This window comes from Sorangium sp. So ce394, assembly GCF_051474665.1.
Classification (GTDB): Bacteria; Myxococcota_A; Polyangia; order Polyangiales; family Polyangiaceae; genus Sorangium; species Sorangium cellulosum_D.
Genome location: NZ_CP150339.1, coordinates 13,049,803 through 13,065,924, shown reverse-complemented (window position 1 = coordinate 13,065,924; position 16,122 = coordinate 13,049,803). Strand labels below are relative to the sequence as shown.

Sequence of the window (16,122 nt, the reverse complement as noted above, 5' to 3'; positions counted from 1 at the left end):
CGCATAGCAGCGCGCTATGCCGTCTCGGTCCGCGACAGGTGCGGCGGAGTGCGGGCTAGCGGGCGCGCCGGCTCACCGAGGTCATCCGCCGCCCGGCGTGCGCGTACCGCCCTGGGTGCCGCTGCCTCCCTGGGTGCCGCTGCCCGGTGTGCGGGTGCCGCCTCCCTGGGTGCCGCTGCCTCCCTGGGTGCCGCTGCCGCCGTGGGTGCCGCTGCCGCCCGGTGTGCCGGTCCCGCCGCTCGGCGGCGCAAAAGAGCCGCCCCCGTGGGTGCCCGAGCCGCCGGTCGTCCCGCCAGTTCCGCCCGGCGTCCCGCCCGTCGTCCCGCCCGGCGTCCCGCCGGTTCCGCCCGTCGTCCCACCGCCGGTCGTCCCGCCGGCTCCGCCCGGCGTCCCGCCCGTCGTCCCACCGCCGGTCGTACCGCCGGCTCCGCCCGGCGTCCCGGTGCCGCTGCCCCACTCGTGCGTGCCGCCCTGCGTGCCTGCCCCGCCCCGGGCGCCTTCTTCCGGAGATCCCATATCCCCGCCAGGCGTCGTCCCGGTGCCGGGCGTCCCGCTCTCGGGAGCTCCCATTCCTTCGGCGCCGCCGGGGGTCTCTCCGCCCGTGTGCCCGGCCCCCGGCGAGGTCGGTTGTCCGCCACCCTGGCTTCCCCCGCAGGCCATGAGCGGCAGCGCGGCCACCACTACCAGAAACATGCTTCGCATGATGTGTCCCCCAGGTCGTCTGCGTTCGCGGCCCGTGCCGAGCCGCCGGCGATGCGGACGCGTCCATGCGCACGAGGCCCCCGAGGGCCCTGCAGCCTAGCGTCCCACGCTCGACATGCTGGAGCCGCATCCAGCCGCCGGGATCGAGACGCAGCCGGAACGGCGCATCGGGCCGCGCCCGATCGAGCACCGCTGCGCGCTCGCGACGCAGACTGGCCTCCTGACGCCGGCCCGCGCTCGATCGCACGCGCACGCGCACGCGACCGCGCAGGCGGGCGCGTCGGTGCTCGCGCGGCACAAGCCCCCTCACGGCTCTACGCGGCTCGCCCGGCGCTTGCATGGGGCCAGGACCACCTGTGACCGCGGAGCACGCCGCGCCCGCGCGCGGCCGCTCGCGACGCGGCGTGGGCGTACGTGCCGCGCGGCGTGGGCGCAGAAGAGGGGGTGAGGCATGCGCGACAAGTTCCGGAATACGATCGTCGTGATCACGGGCGCATCGAGCGGCATCGGCCGCGCGACAGCGCTGGAGTTCGCCAGGCGCGGGGCCGCGGTGACGCTCGCTGCCAGGCGGGAGCAGCCGCTGCGCGACCTCGCCGCCGAGTGCGAGCAAGCCGGCGGCAAGGCGCTCGTCGTGCTCGCCGACGTGACGAACGAGGCCGCCGTCCTGGAGATCGCGCGGCGCACCACCGAGGCCTTCGGCCGGATCGACGTGTGGGTCAACAACGCGGCGGTGACGCTCTTCGGCCTCTTCGAACAGACGCCCTCCGAGCCCTACCGGCGCGTCATCGAGACCAACCTGTTCGGCTACATCCACGGCGCCCGCGCCGCCCTGGCCCAGTTCCGGCGGCAAGGCAGCGGCGTCCTCATCAACGTGGGCTCGATGGTGTCGAAGCTCTCGGAGCCTTACGTCAGCGCCTACGTCGCCTCGAAGCACGCGATCCGCGGCCTGTCCCAGAGCCTGAGGCAGGAGCTCCAGGTGCTCCGGGCCCGCGACATCCACGTCTCCACCGTGCTGCCCGCGACCATCGACACGCCGTTCTTCCAGCACGCGGGCAACTACACGGGGCGCACGCCGAAGGCCATGCCCCCGGTGTACCCGCCAGAGCGCGTGGCGCGCGCCATCGTTCGTCTGGCGCGGAGGCCGCGGCGCGAGGTGTTCGTGGGCAGCGCGGCCCGGCAGCTGTCCTTGCTGTCGCTCGTCGCGCCGGGGCTCGCCGAGCGCCTGCTCGCGCGGGGCGTCGACCGGCTGCACCTGAAGCACGACCGCACCGCCTACGCGACGAACGGCAACCTGTTCACCCCGCTGCCGGAAGGGACCGCCGTGAGCGGCGGATGGAAGCCGCGCGGCAAGCAGCGGCTCCTGCGCGCCGTGATCGTCGGCCTCTCCGCCCTCGCGCCCGCCGTGCTGGGCCTGCTGTGGCTCCGCCCGAGGCTGCTCCCGTCGAGGTGACGGCGCGCCCCCGCCCCTGCGCCATGGGCCGCCTGTCGCAAAACGACACACCCTCATCGTCGGCCGCGGCGACAGGGGCAGCTGGGCTCGCGGCCCCCACGGGATCTGCGCTGGCCTCGGTTGCGGAGCGGGGCGCCGGCTCTAGGTGCGTGGGAGGGGACATGTCTCCGGACGACCAACAGGGCAGCAGGAACAGGCACGTCCTGGCGCGCCTGTTGCCCTGGTCTGTTGCCAGGGAACCCACCCGACAACCGTTGAGGGCAGTATGAAGGAACGAAAGAAGCTCGCAGGGAAGCGGATCGCGGCGCTCGTGGCGGACGGGTTCGAGCAGATCGAGCTGACCGTGCCGATGAAGGCGCTCCGCGCCGCGGGCGCGACGGTGGACGTCGTCTCGCTCCGTCACGGCAAGATCCGCGGGATGAACCTCCACGAGCCCGGCGCGCGGGTGCGCGTGGACCGGACGCTCGGCGAGGCGGATCCGGCCGAGTACGACGGCTTGCTCCTGCCGGGGGGGTTCATCAACCCGGATCTCCTGCGCCAGAGCGAGGAGGCGCGCCGGTTCGTGCGCGCGTTCGACGACCTCCGCAAGCCGATCGCGACGATCTGCCACGGCCCCTGGGTGCTCGCGTCGGCGGAGCTCGTGAGCGGGCGGCAGCTCGCGTCCTGGCCCGGCATCCGCGACGACATCGTGCACGCGGGCGGCGTCTGGCGCGACGAGGAGGCGGTGCGCGACGGCAACTGGCTGTCGAGCCGCGGGCCGCAGGATCTGCCCGCCTTCGTGCGCGAGATGCTCGATCTGTTCGCCGAGACCGCGCCGATCCACGCTGCGGCGTCGCCGCTGGCCGCCGAGTCGGCGCCGGCGCGCACGTCGCCCCCGCTCGCGGCGCTCAGCGCCACGGCGTTCCTGCCGCCGCCCTCCACGGCAAGGAAGTTCCTGAGCACCGCGGCCACGCTCGGGGTGGGCGGGCTGGCGGTGCTCGCGCTGCGCCGGGCGCTCGCGTGACGTGAGCGAGGCGGACGTACGGGTCGGCGGGCCCACCACCTCCTGCGGCGTCCGCGGGGAGGCTCACGCCTGGACATATCGCCGCGACGAGCGCGGCTGTCCAGCCTGGGCCGAACAGCTCCCTGTGTAGGTCACTCCACGAATCGGCGGAGGGCCGGGCGAGGAGAAGTTCGCTTCTTCCTCAGCGGAATGGACTATTATGTCCATCCCTATGGCCGAGGACAGCTACACGTTTGCGGGTTCGGAGCGCGCGCGAGAGCTGGAGCGCCTGCGGCGGATCGAGGGGTTCTTCGACCCCGCCAGCTGGCGCCTGCTCAAGGCGTCCGGGATGGGTCCCGGCTGGAGCTGCCTCGAGGTGGGAGCCGGCGCCGGGTCCATCGCCTCCTGGATGGCAGAGCGCGTCGGCCAGGAAGGCGAGGTGGTCGCGGTCGACCTCGATGTCGGGTTCATGGATGCTTCTCAGCTGCCGGGCGTCCGGATCATCGAAGGCGACATCCGCCAGCTCGACTTTCACGCGGCGCGCTTCGATCTGGTGCACGCCCGCTACGTGCTCATCCACAACGCCCATTTCCAGGATCTCCTCGACGCCATGCTCGCGGCGCTGAAGCCCGGCGGGCGCCTCGTGCTCGAGGAGCCCGACTTCACCGCGGCCCGGGGCGCGTCCGGCCCGGATATCGAGGCCTTCGATCGGGTGAATCAGTCGATCCTCGCGATGTTCCAGGCCGAAGGCAAGGACCCGGGGCTGGGCCTGCGCCTGCCCGCGATCCTCGCGTCGCGAGGGCTCGCCATCGAGGCCGTCGAGAACGAGGTGCCGCTGTGCCCAGGCGGCCACCCGCTGTCCGAGATCATGAGCCTCTCCGCCACCCAGCTCCAGGACAAGTACCTCGCGACCGGGCGGATCAGCGCGGAAGATCTCGCCGGATACGCCAGGTTCGCGGCCGACCCCGCGGCGTGGGGCATCTACTACGGCACCGTCGGCGTCGTGGCCCGCAAACCGGCCAAGGCCGCGGACTGACGCGCCGTTCGCGCGCCGTTCGCGCGCCGTTCACGCGCCGTTCACGTACGACTTGCCGGGAGCACGCCGCCCGCGCGCGGGCCTCCTCCAGGAAAGCATCGATGTCCGTCCCGCCGCCTCCGCCGCGGCTGGACATGGCACCTCGCCGATCCCCCGACAGCGCCGCTCCCCTGCCCCTTTCGACCTCCCGTGACCACGCGGGCGCCGCCGCCCTGGCAGCGCCCTCGTCCGTTCAGCCACATCGAGAGGTGGCACCCGCGCGCCGGTCCGTCGCGCGACGCCGACGATTCAACCGATCCTGTGCGCTCGTGAGCATCATCGATTTGACGATCTCGCGCTTGCATATCCCCAGAGCAGTTCAAGATACGTGACGGGGCGGGCCAGGCATCACCGCCAAGCGCTCCGGCGCCGGCGCCGCTTCCGTCATTGACATGGGGGGAAGTATGAAGTTTCGAATCGACTCTCTTCGTTTTGCATGGATCGCAGCCCTGGCGCTCGCGGGGACCAGCGCCTGCTCCGTCGCTGCGGGAGACGGCGGCCTCGCAGCGGCGGACCAGGACAGCGCGGAAGAGGCGGTCGAATCCGCATCGCTGGCCTTCACGCTCTCGATCCCGGAGCTCGCCTCGGTGATCGACGCCTTCGATACGGTCCAGATCGCCGAGGCGCAGACCGCCCGGACCCGCGCGACGGACGCGCACGTCATCGAGCTCGCCCAGGAGCTGCTCAATCACCACACCGCCGCGAACCAGCAGCTCCGGGCCGCGCTCGCGCAGACCGGCGTGACGCCGGACGACAACGAGGTCAGCCGGGCGCTGATCGAGCAGGGCGCCTCGGATCAACAGACGCTCGAAGGGCTCAGCGGACGCAGCTTCGACTGGACGTACGTCAACCTCCAGATCGTCCGGCACCAGGAGTTCCTGGCCCATCTCAAGGAGCAGCTCGTCGTCGTCGGACCCGAGCTGCACCCGGGGATCTCTCACCTCATCCCCGATATCCGGGAGGCCACGTCGCGGCACCTCTCGTTCGCCACGTCGCTCACCTCGCTCATCGGCACACCGTACGTCCCGGAGAACGGCAATCCGCCGCGCGCCCCGTACTACGGCAACGGCGCCCCGTACTACGGCAACGGCGCCCCGTACTACGGCAACGGCGCCCCGTATTACGGCAACGGCGCCCCGTACTACGGCAACGACGCCCCGTACTACGGCCCCGTCTACTACGGCCCCAACGGGCCTTACATGCCGGCCTACCCGCCCTACGGCGGCTACGGGCGCAGCACGTCGCTCGGCTCGGGCACGCCCAGCCCGTATCCCCCTTCCCCCGGCCATCGCCCGTGAGCCGGCGTAGGGCGCCGGCGCCGCGCTCGCCCGCGCCGGACGCCGTCTGACGAGCTGCGGCGCCGACCGAGCCGCCGATCCGTCGACGAGACGGGCGCGGCGCCCTACAGCCGGCGCCGCGCGCGGCCGCGATCCGGGATGACGCCGTGGATCTCCGCCTCGGTGAAGCCGGCCGCCTTGTAGAGGCGCTTCAGGTGCACGAGCTCGATGTGCGCGCTCTTCGCCACCGCGGCGCGGATGCGGTCGAGCACGCTCAGCCGCTCGAGCGGGAGCCGGGTCGCCTCGACCGTCGAGCGCAGCGCCGCGGCCGCCGATTTCACCTCGGCCGCCGCCGCCTGCGCCTTGTCGAGGCTGAGCTTGGGGTGGATCCCCGAGCCGAGCAGCTGCGCGAGCACCTCCAGCCGATCCGGCTGCCCCGTGATGTCGCCGTCCTCGTAGTCGGCGAAATACGCCGCGCCGCCGGGGAACAGGATCGACAGCGCAGGATCCGCCGAGGGGCGGCCCACGGCGTTCCAGACGTCGTCGGCGACCTTGCCGAGCGCGTCGTCGGCGCGCTCGGACTCGGCCTCCACCTTGGCGAGCAGCGGCTCCGCCTCCGACCGCGCGGCGTTGCGCTGGGCCTCGACCCCGTCGAAGAGCGTCAGCACGGGCACGAGCCGCTGCTCGGCGAGCTCCCGGAGGGACCCCCCCTTCGCAGAAGCGCTCTGGAGCGTCGCGCGCACGTCACCGATGATGTCGTCCGCCGGCGCATCCTTGCGAATCACCTCGCCCATGATGTCGATCCTCCTCTGGCCTCACGAGGCACCAAGGCTGCGGAGTCCATCGAAGCACGACCCGCGAACGCCCCCCGTCGGCGCTGTCACCTCGGGCACCATAACGGACCATCGCCCGCCCGATCAACCGGATCGCAGCCCGCCGCCGCCGGCCCGGCGTGGGCCTCCGGGGCGCGTCGCTGGTACACTCCGGCCGTGCACCCCGGCCCGCTGTTGCTTACGGCCCTGCTCGCCCTCCCGCTCACCGCCCACGCCGGCCAGGCGGGCGGCGAGCTCGTCGCCGCGGCGGCCGCGGCGGGGCGGCCGCCCGAGTGCTCGGCGCGGTCCAGCCGGGCCATCGCGCGGGGGCCCACGGTCTGGGAGCGCGCGCGCGCGCCGGAGCTCCCGCGCTACTGCGACCTGCTCGCGCGCGGCCAGGCGCAGCTCGGCAGCAACCCGGAGGCGGCGCGCGAGGCGGCGCGCCTCGCCGACCAGCTCCTCCCGGGGCACGCCGCGCCGCAGGTCCTGCTCGCCCGCGCCGCCCTCGCCCTCGGCTCCCCCGAGGACGCGGGGCGCGCCTTCGATCGCGCGCGGGGCGTCGATCCGCGCAGCGTCGAGGACCCGCACACGATGCACGATCTCGCCCGGTCGCTCGCCCGCACCGGCAAGCGCGACGAGGCGATCGCGATCTACCGCGCGCTCGTCCCGCGCATCGACCTGCTCGGCACCGCCGATCAGCGCGCGCTCGTGCTGCTCGAGGCGGCGCACCTGTCGATGGCCGCCGCCGGCGCGGCCGCGAAGCCGCCCTCCGGCGCGGCCGCGCAGGGCGCCCGCGGCGACCTCGACGAGGCGATCGCCTACCTGCGCGAGGCGCGCCAGCGCGCGCAGACGCAGCTCGCCCGCGACGTCACGCTGTCGCTCGCGCTCGCGCTGGACCGCGCCGGCGACAAGGCCCAGGCCGACGCCGCGCTCGACGGCGAGGCGGCCGACGCGGGCGCCGGGGGCGACCCCCGCGCCCAGGCAGCGGCGCGCGCCCGCGCGGAGGCCGCACGCGCCCGCGCGGCCGACCACCGCGCCGACTCGACGGCGCGGGCGGCCGACCAGCACGCCGGCGCCGCCGCCCGCGAGCACGCCGCCGACGATCTCGCCAGCGCGGCGGCGCGCCTGCGCACCCTCGACTACCTCGCGGTCCCGGAGGACAGGCTCGCCCTCGAGGCGCTCGCGCTGGAGCGGACCATGACGGCGGCGGCGATCGCGCGCTGGGAGGCATACCTGGCGGGCGCCGGCGGCCAGGGGCCGTGGGCCGCGGCGGCGCGCGCGCGCCTCGACGCGCTCCGGAGAGGCGGCGGCGGGGGCCAGCGGCCCGCGCGCGCCGCGGCGACGGGAGCGGCCGGGCGCGCCCCGCAGGAGCGCGGCGCGGCGCCCGCGCCGGGCGCAGGGGGCGCGCGATGAGCCAGGAGCCGCGCCTGCCCCGGCGGGCTCGCTCGCCCGGGCGGGCTCGCTCGCCCCGGCCGCCTCGCTCGCCCCGGCCGCCGCTCCTGCCCGGCCTCGCGGCGCTCCTCGCGCTCGCGCTCGCGGCGGCGCCCCTCCGCGCGGCGCCGACCGTCTGGTCCCGCGCGCTGGATCCGGCGGCCGACGAGCGCGCGGCGCTCATCGCCCAGGCCGACGCGCTCCTCGCCCGGTACGACCGGCTCCGGCGCTCGCCGCTCCTCGAGCGGGTCGACGAGATCGGCCCGCTCTGGCTGCGCGAGGCGCGCAGCCTGTACGAGCGCGCCGGCGCGCCGGCCTCGCGCGATCCGTCGGTGCGGCTGCGCTACGCCGACATCCTGGAGCACCTCGGCGACGTGGAGGGCGCGGTCGTGACGCTCGAGGGGCTCTTGCGCGCCAACCCGCCGGCGCCCTCCCGGGCCGACGCGTGGCACGCGCTCGCGGTCTGCTATGCGCGGCTCGGCAGGTACACGGAGGAGATCAAGGCGTACGACGAGGCGCTCGCGCTCGAGCCGCACGCCGCGTCGCGGGCGCTCTTGCTGGCCAACCAGGCCGAGGCGCACATGGCGCTCGGCGACATCACCGCCGCGGTCGAGGGCTACCGCGCGGCGCTCTCGACGCTCGGGTCGCTCGACATGTTCCGCTACGGCGTGACCACGCTCTGGGGGCTCGCCGTGGCGCTCGACCGGTCGGGCGACCTGGAGGGCGCCATCGAGCACATCCGGCTCGCGAGGACCTACGACCGGAACGATCAGCAGATCAACGGCGCGGGCTGGTTCTACGTGCCCCCGTACGACGACGCCTGGTACGCGGCGCTCGGCCACTGGGCCGCGGCGCGGAGCGCCGAGCTCGGCGCCGCGCGCGCGGAGGCCTACCTGCAGGCCGTGGCTGCGTGGGAGTCGTACATCGCGCGCGCCCCCGGAAACGACCACTGGGTGGCGCTGGCCAAGGCGCGGCGCGCGCAGTGCGATCGGGAGCGGGAGCAGACGATGAAGCGCCTGCGCAAGCCCGCGCCCGCGGCGCCGCTGCGGCGCTGACCCGCGACCGCGGCGCCGCTGCGGCGCTGACGGGCGGCGATCGGCCGGGCCGCGCGCCGCGCTCCGGTCGTGATCGCGCCGCGCGCCGCGCTCCGGTCGCGATCGCGCCGCGCTTCCGGCCGCTCCCGCAGGTGCTTCCGGGAGTTCCTGCACGCCGCCTCCGGTCGCGCATCGATCGCGCCGCAGCGGACGCGCGTCGCGCCGCGGCGGGATGCGAGGACGCCCCTTTACGACCCCGCCCGGCGGGTTCACCTTAGCGTGGTCGTCCTCGCGCGCGGGGGCGGCGCCGGCCAGCTCACCCCGAACGGAGATCCGTCGAGATGCGCGACTCGGTGTTCAATGAGCCCGTGCTCTGGTCCGGACGCCCCAAGGTCGTCGCGACGCCGCTCCTGTACGTCGTGGGCGCGGTGGTCTGCGGCGTGACCTCCGCGATCAGCACGGCGTCCGCCATCGTCGTGAGCAAGGCGCTCGGCGCGTCGCCGACCCAGCTGCTCGCCTTCGCGGCCTGGATGGCGAGCCTCGCGGTGGCGTTCAGCTACCTGCCGCGCTGGTGGCGGTCGGAGCTCGAGTACCTGCTCACCGACCGGCACATCGTGGTGCAGCGCGGGAAGCTCCGGCGCTCCATCGAGCGGCGGTCGATCAGCTACGCGCGCATCCACTGGCACCCGAAGCACCCCGGCGTGGGCGACCTCGAGCTCGTGAGGGCGGTGCCCACGGGCGCCCTCCGGCGGCGGCTGTCGATCGTGCTCTGCGGCGTCGTGGCCCCGGATCGCGTCTGGGCGATCCTGCGGGGCGTCGTCCCGTCGGCGCCCGCGGGCGACGGCCACCGGCTGCTCTCGCAGCGCCTCGACGAGGGCGAGCGGGTGCTCTGGTCGGCGCACCCGGCCGACGGCTGGCACAAGTGGCTCCCGAACGGCCTGCGCGGGGTCGGCTCGGTGCTGCTCGGCGTGCTCCTCGGCGGCTTCGCCGTGGTCACGGCGGTGCACGCCGTGCGCAGCATCCGCATCGTGACCGCGGCGGGCATGGATCCGGAGAGCGTGTCGTTCGTGGCGCTCGTCGCCTCGCTCTCGCTCACGATCGTGCTGCTCGTCGCCGCGGGCGCGGCGATGCTCTACGTGTCGGTGGTGCGCCCCGCGCGGCTCGCGGCGCGGACGCGGTACCTCATCACCGACCGGCGCGTGCTCATCCAGCGGGGCGACGAGGAGCTGCACCTCGATCGCTCGCGCATCGTCGACGTGATCGACGCGCCGGGCGCCGGCGGCCTCCGCGACGTGTTCCTCGTGCTCGACGGCCCCCGCGCCCGCGCCGTCGCGGCGAGCGGCGCCTTCGGCGAGGCCCCGGGCGCCGGCCTCCAGCCGGTGCTGCACCGGGTCGCGGACGTGGAGTCGGTGCGGCAGATTTTGCGGCCGGCGTAGCGCGCGCCTCGTGCCCGCCTCGCGCGCGCCGGCAAGCGCGCTCACCTGCGCGCGACCCGGGCCTCCAGGTCGCGCACGCGCGCCTCGAGCTCGCGCACGCGCGCCTCGGCGGCGGCGCGGGCGCGCTGCTCGGCGACGCGGGCGCGCTGCTCCTGGGCGCGCGCCTCGCCCTCGGCGCGGAGGGCCTCCTCCTCGGCGGGCACGAGATCGGTCGCGCGGGAGGTCCGCGCGACGCGCAACGTCGGGTGCGGGCCGTCCTTCAGCACGACCACGTGCGCGTCGAACGCCTCGATCCAGAGGGGATCGGCGCCGGCGTGGACGCGCAGGTAGGTGCCGTCCGGATCGCGGCGGTAGAGCTGGAGCGGCACCCGCTCCTCGGAGAGCGGCGCGCGGGCCGAGGCCGCCTCGGGATCGAAGAGCAGGAGCTCGGGGCAGCCGAGCTGCCAGTACTTGGCCGGCGCGACCTCGTACGCCCGGCGATGGTCGCCCGTGACGATCTCCAGCGCGAACCGCGGCGGGCGGTGGCCCGGCAGCCACGTCTGCCACTGCCGCGGCAGCGGCGGCAACGGGCGGTGATCGAGGACGTAGAGATCGGGCAGGACGCGCACCAGCGGTTCGGCCCGCACCCAGGCGAAGGCGTGGTCGGCGCCGGCGTACCAGTCGACCCAGCCGCGCTCGCGCGCGAGCTGCGCGAGCACCGAGAGCAGCAGGCGGACGATTCCGGAGCGCTCGGCCTTGCCGTGACGCTCCGCATCATCGGGCAAGTACCAGCCGGACCAGTCGATCGCGGCGCTGGCCTCCTCGGGCGACAGATCGCGGAGCACGAGCGCGCGGGGCGGCCGCCGGGGGCTGAGCGGGTACCCGATGCGGTTCGGCGAGGCCACGCGGGGAAACTAGCACCCCGGCGCGTGCCGCGGGAACGCGCCGGCGTCGCCGGAGCGCCGGCGTCGCCGGATGCGGGCGCCTCAGGACCCGCGGCGCGCTCCGCCGAGCGCCTCGTCGGGCGACAGGTGCCGCCGCTGAGCGCCCCCGCGCGCCCCCTTCAGACGACATGTCCCTGCGACTCGCTTGACAGGGGCAAAGGTTCCATGTCTTCCTACCTGATAAGAGCTTTCTTTACATCTTGCACGTCGGGAAGGGCGGCGCGTCGCGCCGAGCGATCTCGCGATCTGCGATCGGCCGCCGGAGCCCGGCGCGACGAAACAGCAGCGCCACGGCGACCACGCACTCAGCGCGTCTGCCCGGATTCGGGCGCGCCGAGCCGCGTGGTGGTCCGGGCGAATCGAGCCCTGAGCGCGCGCACGGAGGAACTTAAAATGAGAACCTTGCAACATCGGATCGGGACTCTATCTGTCGGCGTCGGCGCCGCCTTCATCGCCGCTGCCTTCGTGATCGCCTGCTCGGCAAGCCCGAGCGGCTCCCCGCAGCAGGGCCAGGGCGCCGGCGGCTCGGGCGGGGCGCCGGAGGAGTTCGGCGCGGGGACGGGGAACATCTTCGACGTGGGCAGCGGCGGCCCCGCCGAGCCGCCTCCCTGCGAGGTCTGCGAGGACTTCCCCGCGGCCCCGGTGCTCGACGACGCCGGGGCGCCGCCGCCGGCCAACGCGCCCGAGCTGTTCGGCGCCCCGGGCAGCGGCGCGCCGGGCGGGCCGTGCCTCGCCGAGCCGGAGATCGGGGCGCTCTTCCCGAACAACTGGCTGCGGCCGAGGTTCCGGTGGACCGCGCCCGAGGGGCAGGACCTGTTCGAGATCCGCGTGCACGCCGACCGGGAGAAGAACGACCTGGTCGTCTACACGACGAACCGCGAATGGAAGATGCCCAAGGACATGTGGGAGAAGCTGGCGTCGCATGTCCGGAACGAGCCGATCACCATCACGATCCGCTCGGTGTCGACGAGCGCGCCGGGCGCGCCGCTCGTCGGCACCTCCGGGCCGATCACCATCGCGCCGGCCCCGGCCGGCGGCAGCATGGTGTACTGGGCGGCGATCGGCGAAGGGCCGGCGGACGCGTGGCTGGCCGGGTTCGGCGTGGGCGAGGAGGGCGTCGTCGACGCGCTCAAGGTCGAGCAGGTGCAGCAGGGCGGCCGCAGGACCGAGAACGGCGGCCTCCGGAACGACGGCGCGGTGAGGTGCATCGGGTGCCACACGTCGACGCCCGACGGCGAGTCCGTCATCTTCACGGATCACTGGCCGTGGGGGCTCGCCATCGCCTCCGTGCAGAAGGACTCCGTGGGCGAGGTCCCCTCGTACGTCACGCCGGGCGGCTCGGAGGCGATGAGCCAGGCCTGGCTCGGCGCGCCAAGGATGTCGGCAGCGCACTTCTCCCCGGGAGACCGGATCGTCGTCACCTCCTATGGCCGGGATCGCGGCACGGTCTGGGACGGCCAGTCGTACAGCGCCATGCCGAACGCGCGCCTCGCGTGGATCGACCTGGAGTCGCAGGTGCCGACCTACCCGCTCGACGCCAACCCCAACCTGGTCAAGGAAGAGATGGCGGCCGCGGAGGGGACCGCTTACGGCTTCATCCCGCGCGAGGGCGACACGCGCGGAGCGCTGATGCCGGACTGGAGCCATGACGGCGACACCATCGTTTACGTGTCCACCGACGCCGGCAAGGACGGGCGGATCGCCGCCGGGGCAGGCGATCTCTACACGGTGCCCTACAACGACCGGCAGGGCGGCGCGGCGACGCCGCTGCAGGGCGCCGCGGAGCCGGCGTTCAACGAGTATTACCCCGCCTTCTCGCCCGACGACCGGCTGATCGCGTTCAACCGGACGCCGAGCCCGGGGGAGATGTACTATAACCCCGCGTCCGACATCTACGTCGTCCCCGCGGCCGGCGGCGCGGCGACGCGGCTCGCGGCCAACGATCCGCCGGCGTGCGTCGGCGTCACGAGCCCGGGGATCCACAACAGCTGGCCCAGGTGGTCGCCGGAGGCCACGACCGTCGACGGCAAGACGTATTACTGGGTCATCTTCTCGTCGTCCCGCGACGGCTACACCCTCCAGAAGGACCCGCAGAAGAAGGCGTCGCAGCTCTACGTGACCGGCGTCGTCGTGGAGGGCACGACGGTGACCACGTACCCGTCGATCTATCTCTGGAACCAGACCACGAACACGAGCAACCACACGCCCGCATGGGACGTGTTCAAGATCCCCCCCGCGCCCGTTCCCCTCTGACGCCGCGCGCAGGCGTCCCGGCCGGGAGAGCGAGCCCCCGCCGCCCTCGGACACGTGCCCCCCGATACGGCGCGTCCGTCCGGGCCCAATGAACCTCCGTCTCATCGCGTGTTGGCGGAAATAGCCAGTCTCATCACCCATCCATGGCACACGTGTGCCAGGCGGCCCCCGCCAGCGCAGGCATGTCGTGCCTCGCGCCGCCCGGCGGGCCGTGCGCGCGCGCGAACCGCCGCATTTCGCGGTGAATTGAGCGAGCGGGCGGCTGGCGCGGGCCTTGCGACGCCGGCGGGCACCATGCGAACCCACCGCGCCCATTCCTCTCTCTGGCTTCTCCTAGCAACAGGCATCCTCGCCGTCGGATGCGTCACGGAGTCCTCGTCACCCGGACCCGACGAGAGCGCGTCGCAGCGCGCGGCGCTCCACCGGGCTCAGTCGTGCGACGACCTCGAAGCGCTGCTGAAGCAGGACGCGCTCGCCAAGATGAACGCCCAGATCGACGCCATGATCGCGAGCTACGGGGCGATCGGCGACGGCCGCGGCGTCGGCTTCGGCGGCCCCGGCGTCGCCGTGCCCGGGGGGGCCGCGGACCCCACCGGCGTACCTTCCCCGACGCCGCCCGTGGCCGGCAGCCCCGAGGACGCGGCGTCGGGCGGCGAGAGCGATGCCCCCGCCCACTCGGACACGAACACCCAGGTCGCCGGCGTCGATGAGGCCGATATCGTCAAGACCGACGGGAACAACCTCTACATCCTGCACGACCAGAGCTTCTACACGCTGACCGCGTGGCCGGCGTCGTCGCTCGCGGTGGGCAGCTCGCTCGCGATCGAGGGCAGCCCGCTCGAGATGTTCGTGGCAGGCGACAAGGTCGTCGTCTACTCGTCGGTCAACGGGGCCGCGATCTACGAGAAGGCGGGCGTCGAGCCGCGGCCGGGGTACTACGACTACAGGATCGACATCGGCATCGCCCTGCCCGGAGGCGCCGGCGCGCCCGCCGGCGCGCCGGGCAGCGCGCCATCCAGCGGGCCGGATCAGGACGATGCGCCGGCCCCCCCGGAGGGGTCCGACACGCCGTCCAACCCGGGAGGCGGCGACCCGCCGCCGGACGGCGCCGACAAGCCCGCGGAGCCGCTGCCGGACGGCGACACCGAGCCCACGCCGCCGGCCGGCGCCCCGTCCCCCGATGAGCCGGTGACCGACGCGCCCCCGCCGCCCGACGCCTACGCCCCGCTCACGAAGCTCACCGTCCTGAGCCTCGCGGGCGGCGCCCCCAGCGTGGCCAGGGAGCTCTACTTCGAGGGCGGCTACGCCTCGTCGCGGCGCGCGGGCGACGACGTCCGCACGGTGCTGTCCGGCGGCGCCCACGGCCCCGCGCTCAACTACTGGCCCACCGACCTCACCGCCTTCCCCGAGACCGCCGAGGCGTGGACCGCGGCGTTCGAGCAGCTCCGCGCCGAGAACACGGCGATCATCGAGGCGTCGTCGCTGTCGGCGTGGCTGCCGTACCGCTTCGAGAAGGAGGGCGAGACGGTCACCGAGCTCGGCGCGAGCTGCGCGGACTTCTACGTCCCCGAGGCGGGCACGACGTCGTACGGCCTGACGCAGATCGAGTCGATCGACCTCGCCGACCTCGACGAGGCGCCGGCGTCGACCTCGATCATCGGCGCGACCGACACCGTGTACTCGAGCCACGACGCCCTCTATGTCGCCGCGCGCGGCTGGCAGGCGCCGACGGCGCCCAGCGCGGTGAACGCGAGCACGGACGTCACGCACCTGCACAAGTTCGATCTGGTCGCCGACCCGAGCCAGCCCCGGTACGTCGCGTCGGGCTCGGTGCCCGGCCACATCCTCAACCAGTTCTCGCTCGACGAGCACAACGGCAAGCTCCGCGTCTCGACGACCGCCATGGTGCCCGGGACCGAGCGGTGGACGACCCGCAACGGCGTGTTCGTCCTCGAGGCGCAAGGGGCCGAGCTCTCGCGCATCGGCGCCATCACCGACCTGGCCCCGGGCGAGCAGATCCGCTCGACCCGGTTCATGGGGGATCGCGGCTACGTGGTGACGTTCCTCCGGGTCGACCCGCTGTTCGTGCTCGATCTCTCCGACCCCGAGTCGCCCTCCGTCGCGGGCGAGCTCAAGATCCCCGGCTTCAGCGAGTACATGCACCCGCTCGACGACGGGCACCTCCTGGCGATCGGCAGGGACGGCGACGAGAGCGGCGTGGTGACCGGCCTGGCGCTGCAGATCTTCGACGTCACGGACCCGTCGGCGCCGGAGCTCCTGCACAAGAAGTCGCTCGAGGGGGACTACACGTCTTCCGAGGCCGAGTACAACCACAAGGCGTTCACGTACTACGGTGAGCGCGACGTGCTCGCCTTCCCGGTCGTGAGCTACGACCGGGAGACCGGCGCGGTCGCGAGCACGCTGGAGCTCTTCAACGTCGATGTCGCCGAAGGGTTCAGCCACCTCGGCTCGGTCGACCACAGCGGCTTCTTCAGCGCGACGTCGGGGTGCTACTACTACGGCGGCGCCGACGTGAAGCGCGGCGTGTTCATCGAGGACTACGTCTACTCGATCTCGTACGGCGGCGTGCTCGTGAACGCGCTCGACGACCTCGCGACGCCGGTTGCGTCGCTGCCCCTGCCCGCCCCGGCCTCGTGGGGGTCCGCCTGCGGCGGCGTCGACGTCGCCGAGCCCACGCCGGCCGAGCCCGCGCCGACGCCGGCGCCCGAGGAGTAGCGCCGGGCAGC

12 protein-coding genes are annotated in these 16,122 nt (G+C 74.1%); 9 read left to right on the top strand and 3 right to left on the bottom strand.

Going from position 1 to position 16,122, the window contains the following annotated elements; translation table 11 throughout:
* Positions 1-81: 81 nt before the first annotated feature.
* Positions 82-702 carry a hypothetical protein gene (locus WMF33_RS48330; RefSeq protein WP_437334899.1) on the bottom strand — a complete coding sequence of 207 codons (621 nt, stop codon included), beginning with the start codon at positions 700-702 and terminating at the stop codon, positions 82-84.
* Positions 703-1,153: 451 nt separating this feature from the next.
* Here WMF33_RS48330 and WMF33_RS48325 point away from each other — a divergent pair, with 451 nt between their 5' ends.
* The 4 genes from WMF33_RS48325 (at position 1,154) to WMF33_RS48310 (ending at position 5,507) form a co-directional block, all read left to right on the top strand.
* Positions 1,154-2,152: an SDR family oxidoreductase gene (locus tag WMF33_RS48325; protein WP_437334898.1), complete on the top strand. Its 999-nt coding sequence runs from the start codon at positions 1,154-1,156 to the stop codon at positions 2,150-2,152.
* A gap of 265 nt (positions 2,153-2,417) precedes the next feature.
* Entirely contained in the window at positions 2,418-3,155 is a 738-nt protein-coding gene (locus WMF33_RS48320; protein ID WP_437334897.1) for a type 1 glutamine amidotransferase domain-containing protein, read from the top strand.
* Between the two features lie 199 nt (positions 3,156-3,354).
* On the top strand, positions 3,355-4,170 hold the full coding sequence (locus WMF33_RS48315) for a class I SAM-dependent methyltransferase (RefSeq protein WP_437334896.1): 816 nt from the start codon (positions 3,355-3,357) through the stop codon (positions 4,168-4,170).
* A 443-nt stretch (positions 4,171-4,613) separates the two neighbouring features.
* Complete coding sequence (locus WMF33_RS48310; RefSeq protein WP_437334895.1) at positions 4,614-5,507, top strand: DUF4142 domain-containing protein; 894 nt, start codon at positions 4,614-4,616, stop codon at positions 5,505-5,507.
* Positions 5,508-5,611: 104 nt separating this feature from the next.
* Here the strand turns inward: WMF33_RS48310 and WMF33_RS48305 are convergent, their stop codons facing one another.
* Positions 5,612-6,280 (bottom strand): hypothetical protein, encoded by a 669-nt coding sequence (locus WMF33_RS48305; protein ID WP_437334894.1) that lies wholly within the window; start codon positions 6,278-6,280, stop codon positions 5,612-5,614.
* A gap of 195 nt (positions 6,281-6,475) precedes the next feature.
* On the opposite strand from WMF33_RS48305, the gene WMF33_RS48300 reads away from it, so the two are divergent.
* The 3 genes from WMF33_RS48300 to WMF33_RS48290 all read left to right on the top strand — a co-directional run bounded on the left by WMF33_RS48300 (position 6,476) and on the right by WMF33_RS48290 (position 10,199).
* Positions 6,476-7,711 carry a hypothetical protein gene (locus tag WMF33_RS48300; protein ID WP_437334893.1) on the top strand — a complete coding sequence of 412 codons (1,236 nt, stop codon included), beginning with the start codon at positions 6,476-6,478 and terminating at the stop codon, positions 7,709-7,711.
* Positions 7,708-8,784 (top strand): tetratricopeptide repeat protein, encoded by a 1,077-nt coding sequence (locus WMF33_RS48295; protein WP_437334892.1) that lies wholly within the window; start codon positions 7,708-7,710, stop codon positions 8,782-8,784. The genes WMF33_RS48300 and WMF33_RS48295 overlap by 4 nt, the downstream gene beginning before the upstream one ends.
* Positions 8,785-9,104: 320 nt before the next feature.
* Positions 9,105-10,199 carry a hypothetical protein gene (locus WMF33_RS48290; protein ID WP_437334891.1) on the top strand — a complete coding sequence of 365 codons (1,095 nt, stop codon included), beginning with the start codon at positions 9,105-9,107 and terminating at the stop codon, positions 10,197-10,199.
* A 41-nt stretch (positions 10,200-10,240) separates the two neighbouring features.
* On the opposite strand, the gene WMF33_RS48285 is transcribed toward WMF33_RS48290, so the two are convergent.
* Positions 10,241-11,083: a Uma2 family endonuclease gene (locus tag WMF33_RS48285; RefSeq protein ID WP_437334890.1), complete on the bottom strand. Its 843-nt coding sequence runs from the start codon at positions 11,081-11,083 to the stop codon at positions 10,241-10,243.
* A 504-nt stretch (positions 11,084-11,587) separates the two neighbouring features.
* On the opposite strand from WMF33_RS48285, the gene WMF33_RS48280 reads away from it, so the two are divergent.
* Together WMF33_RS48280 and WMF33_RS48275 are read left to right on the top strand one after the other, a co-directional pair.
* Entirely contained in the window at positions 11,588-13,375 is a 1,788-nt protein-coding gene (locus tag WMF33_RS48280; protein ID WP_437334889.1) for a hypothetical protein, read from the top strand.
* 294 nt (positions 13,376-13,669) lie between these two features.
* The gene (locus WMF33_RS48275) at positions 13,670-16,111 is read left to right on the top strand and encodes a beta-propeller domain-containing protein (protein WP_437334888.1); all 2,442 of its coding nucleotides are present in this window, start codon (positions 13,670-13,672) and stop codon (positions 16,109-16,111) included.
* Positions 16,112-16,122 lie beyond the last annotated feature (11 nt).

What these genes read in the sequence shown, in the direction of transcription:
- WMF33_RS48330 (WP_437334899.1), bottom strand. Translation starts at nt 702, where the DNA reads ATGCGAAGCATGTTTCTGGTAGTGGTGGCCGCGCTGCCGCTCATGGCC.
- WMF33_RS48325 (WP_437334898.1), top strand. Translation starts at nt 1,154, where the DNA reads ATGCGCGACAAGTTCCGGAATACGATCGTCGTGATCACGGGCGCATCG.
- WMF33_RS48320 (WP_437334897.1), top strand. Translation starts at nt 2,418, where the DNA reads ATGAAGGAACGAAAGAAGCTCGCAGGGAAGCGGATCGCGGCGCTCGTG.
- WMF33_RS48315 (WP_437334896.1), top strand. Translation starts at nt 3,355, where the DNA reads ATGTCCATCCCTATGGCCGAGGACAGCTACACGTTTGCGGGTTCGGAG.
- WMF33_RS48310 (WP_437334895.1), top strand. Translation starts at nt 4,614, where the DNA reads ATGAAGTTTCGAATCGACTCTCTTCGTTTTGCATGGATCGCAGCCCTG.
- WMF33_RS48305 (WP_437334894.1), bottom strand. Translation starts at nt 6,280, where the DNA reads ATGGGCGAGGTGATTCGCAAGGATGCGCCGGCGGACGACATCATCGGT.
- WMF33_RS48295 (WP_437334892.1), top strand. Translation starts at nt 7,708, where the DNA reads ATGAGCCAGGAGCCGCGCCTGCCCCGGCGGGCTCGCTCGCCCGGGCGG.
- WMF33_RS48290 (WP_437334891.1), top strand. Translation starts at nt 9,105, where the DNA reads ATGCGCGACTCGGTGTTCAATGAGCCCGTGCTCTGGTCCGGACGCCCC.
- WMF33_RS48275 (WP_437334888.1), top strand. Translation starts at nt 13,670, where the DNA reads ATGCGAACCCACCGCGCCCATTCCTCTCTCTGGCTTCTCCTAGCAACA.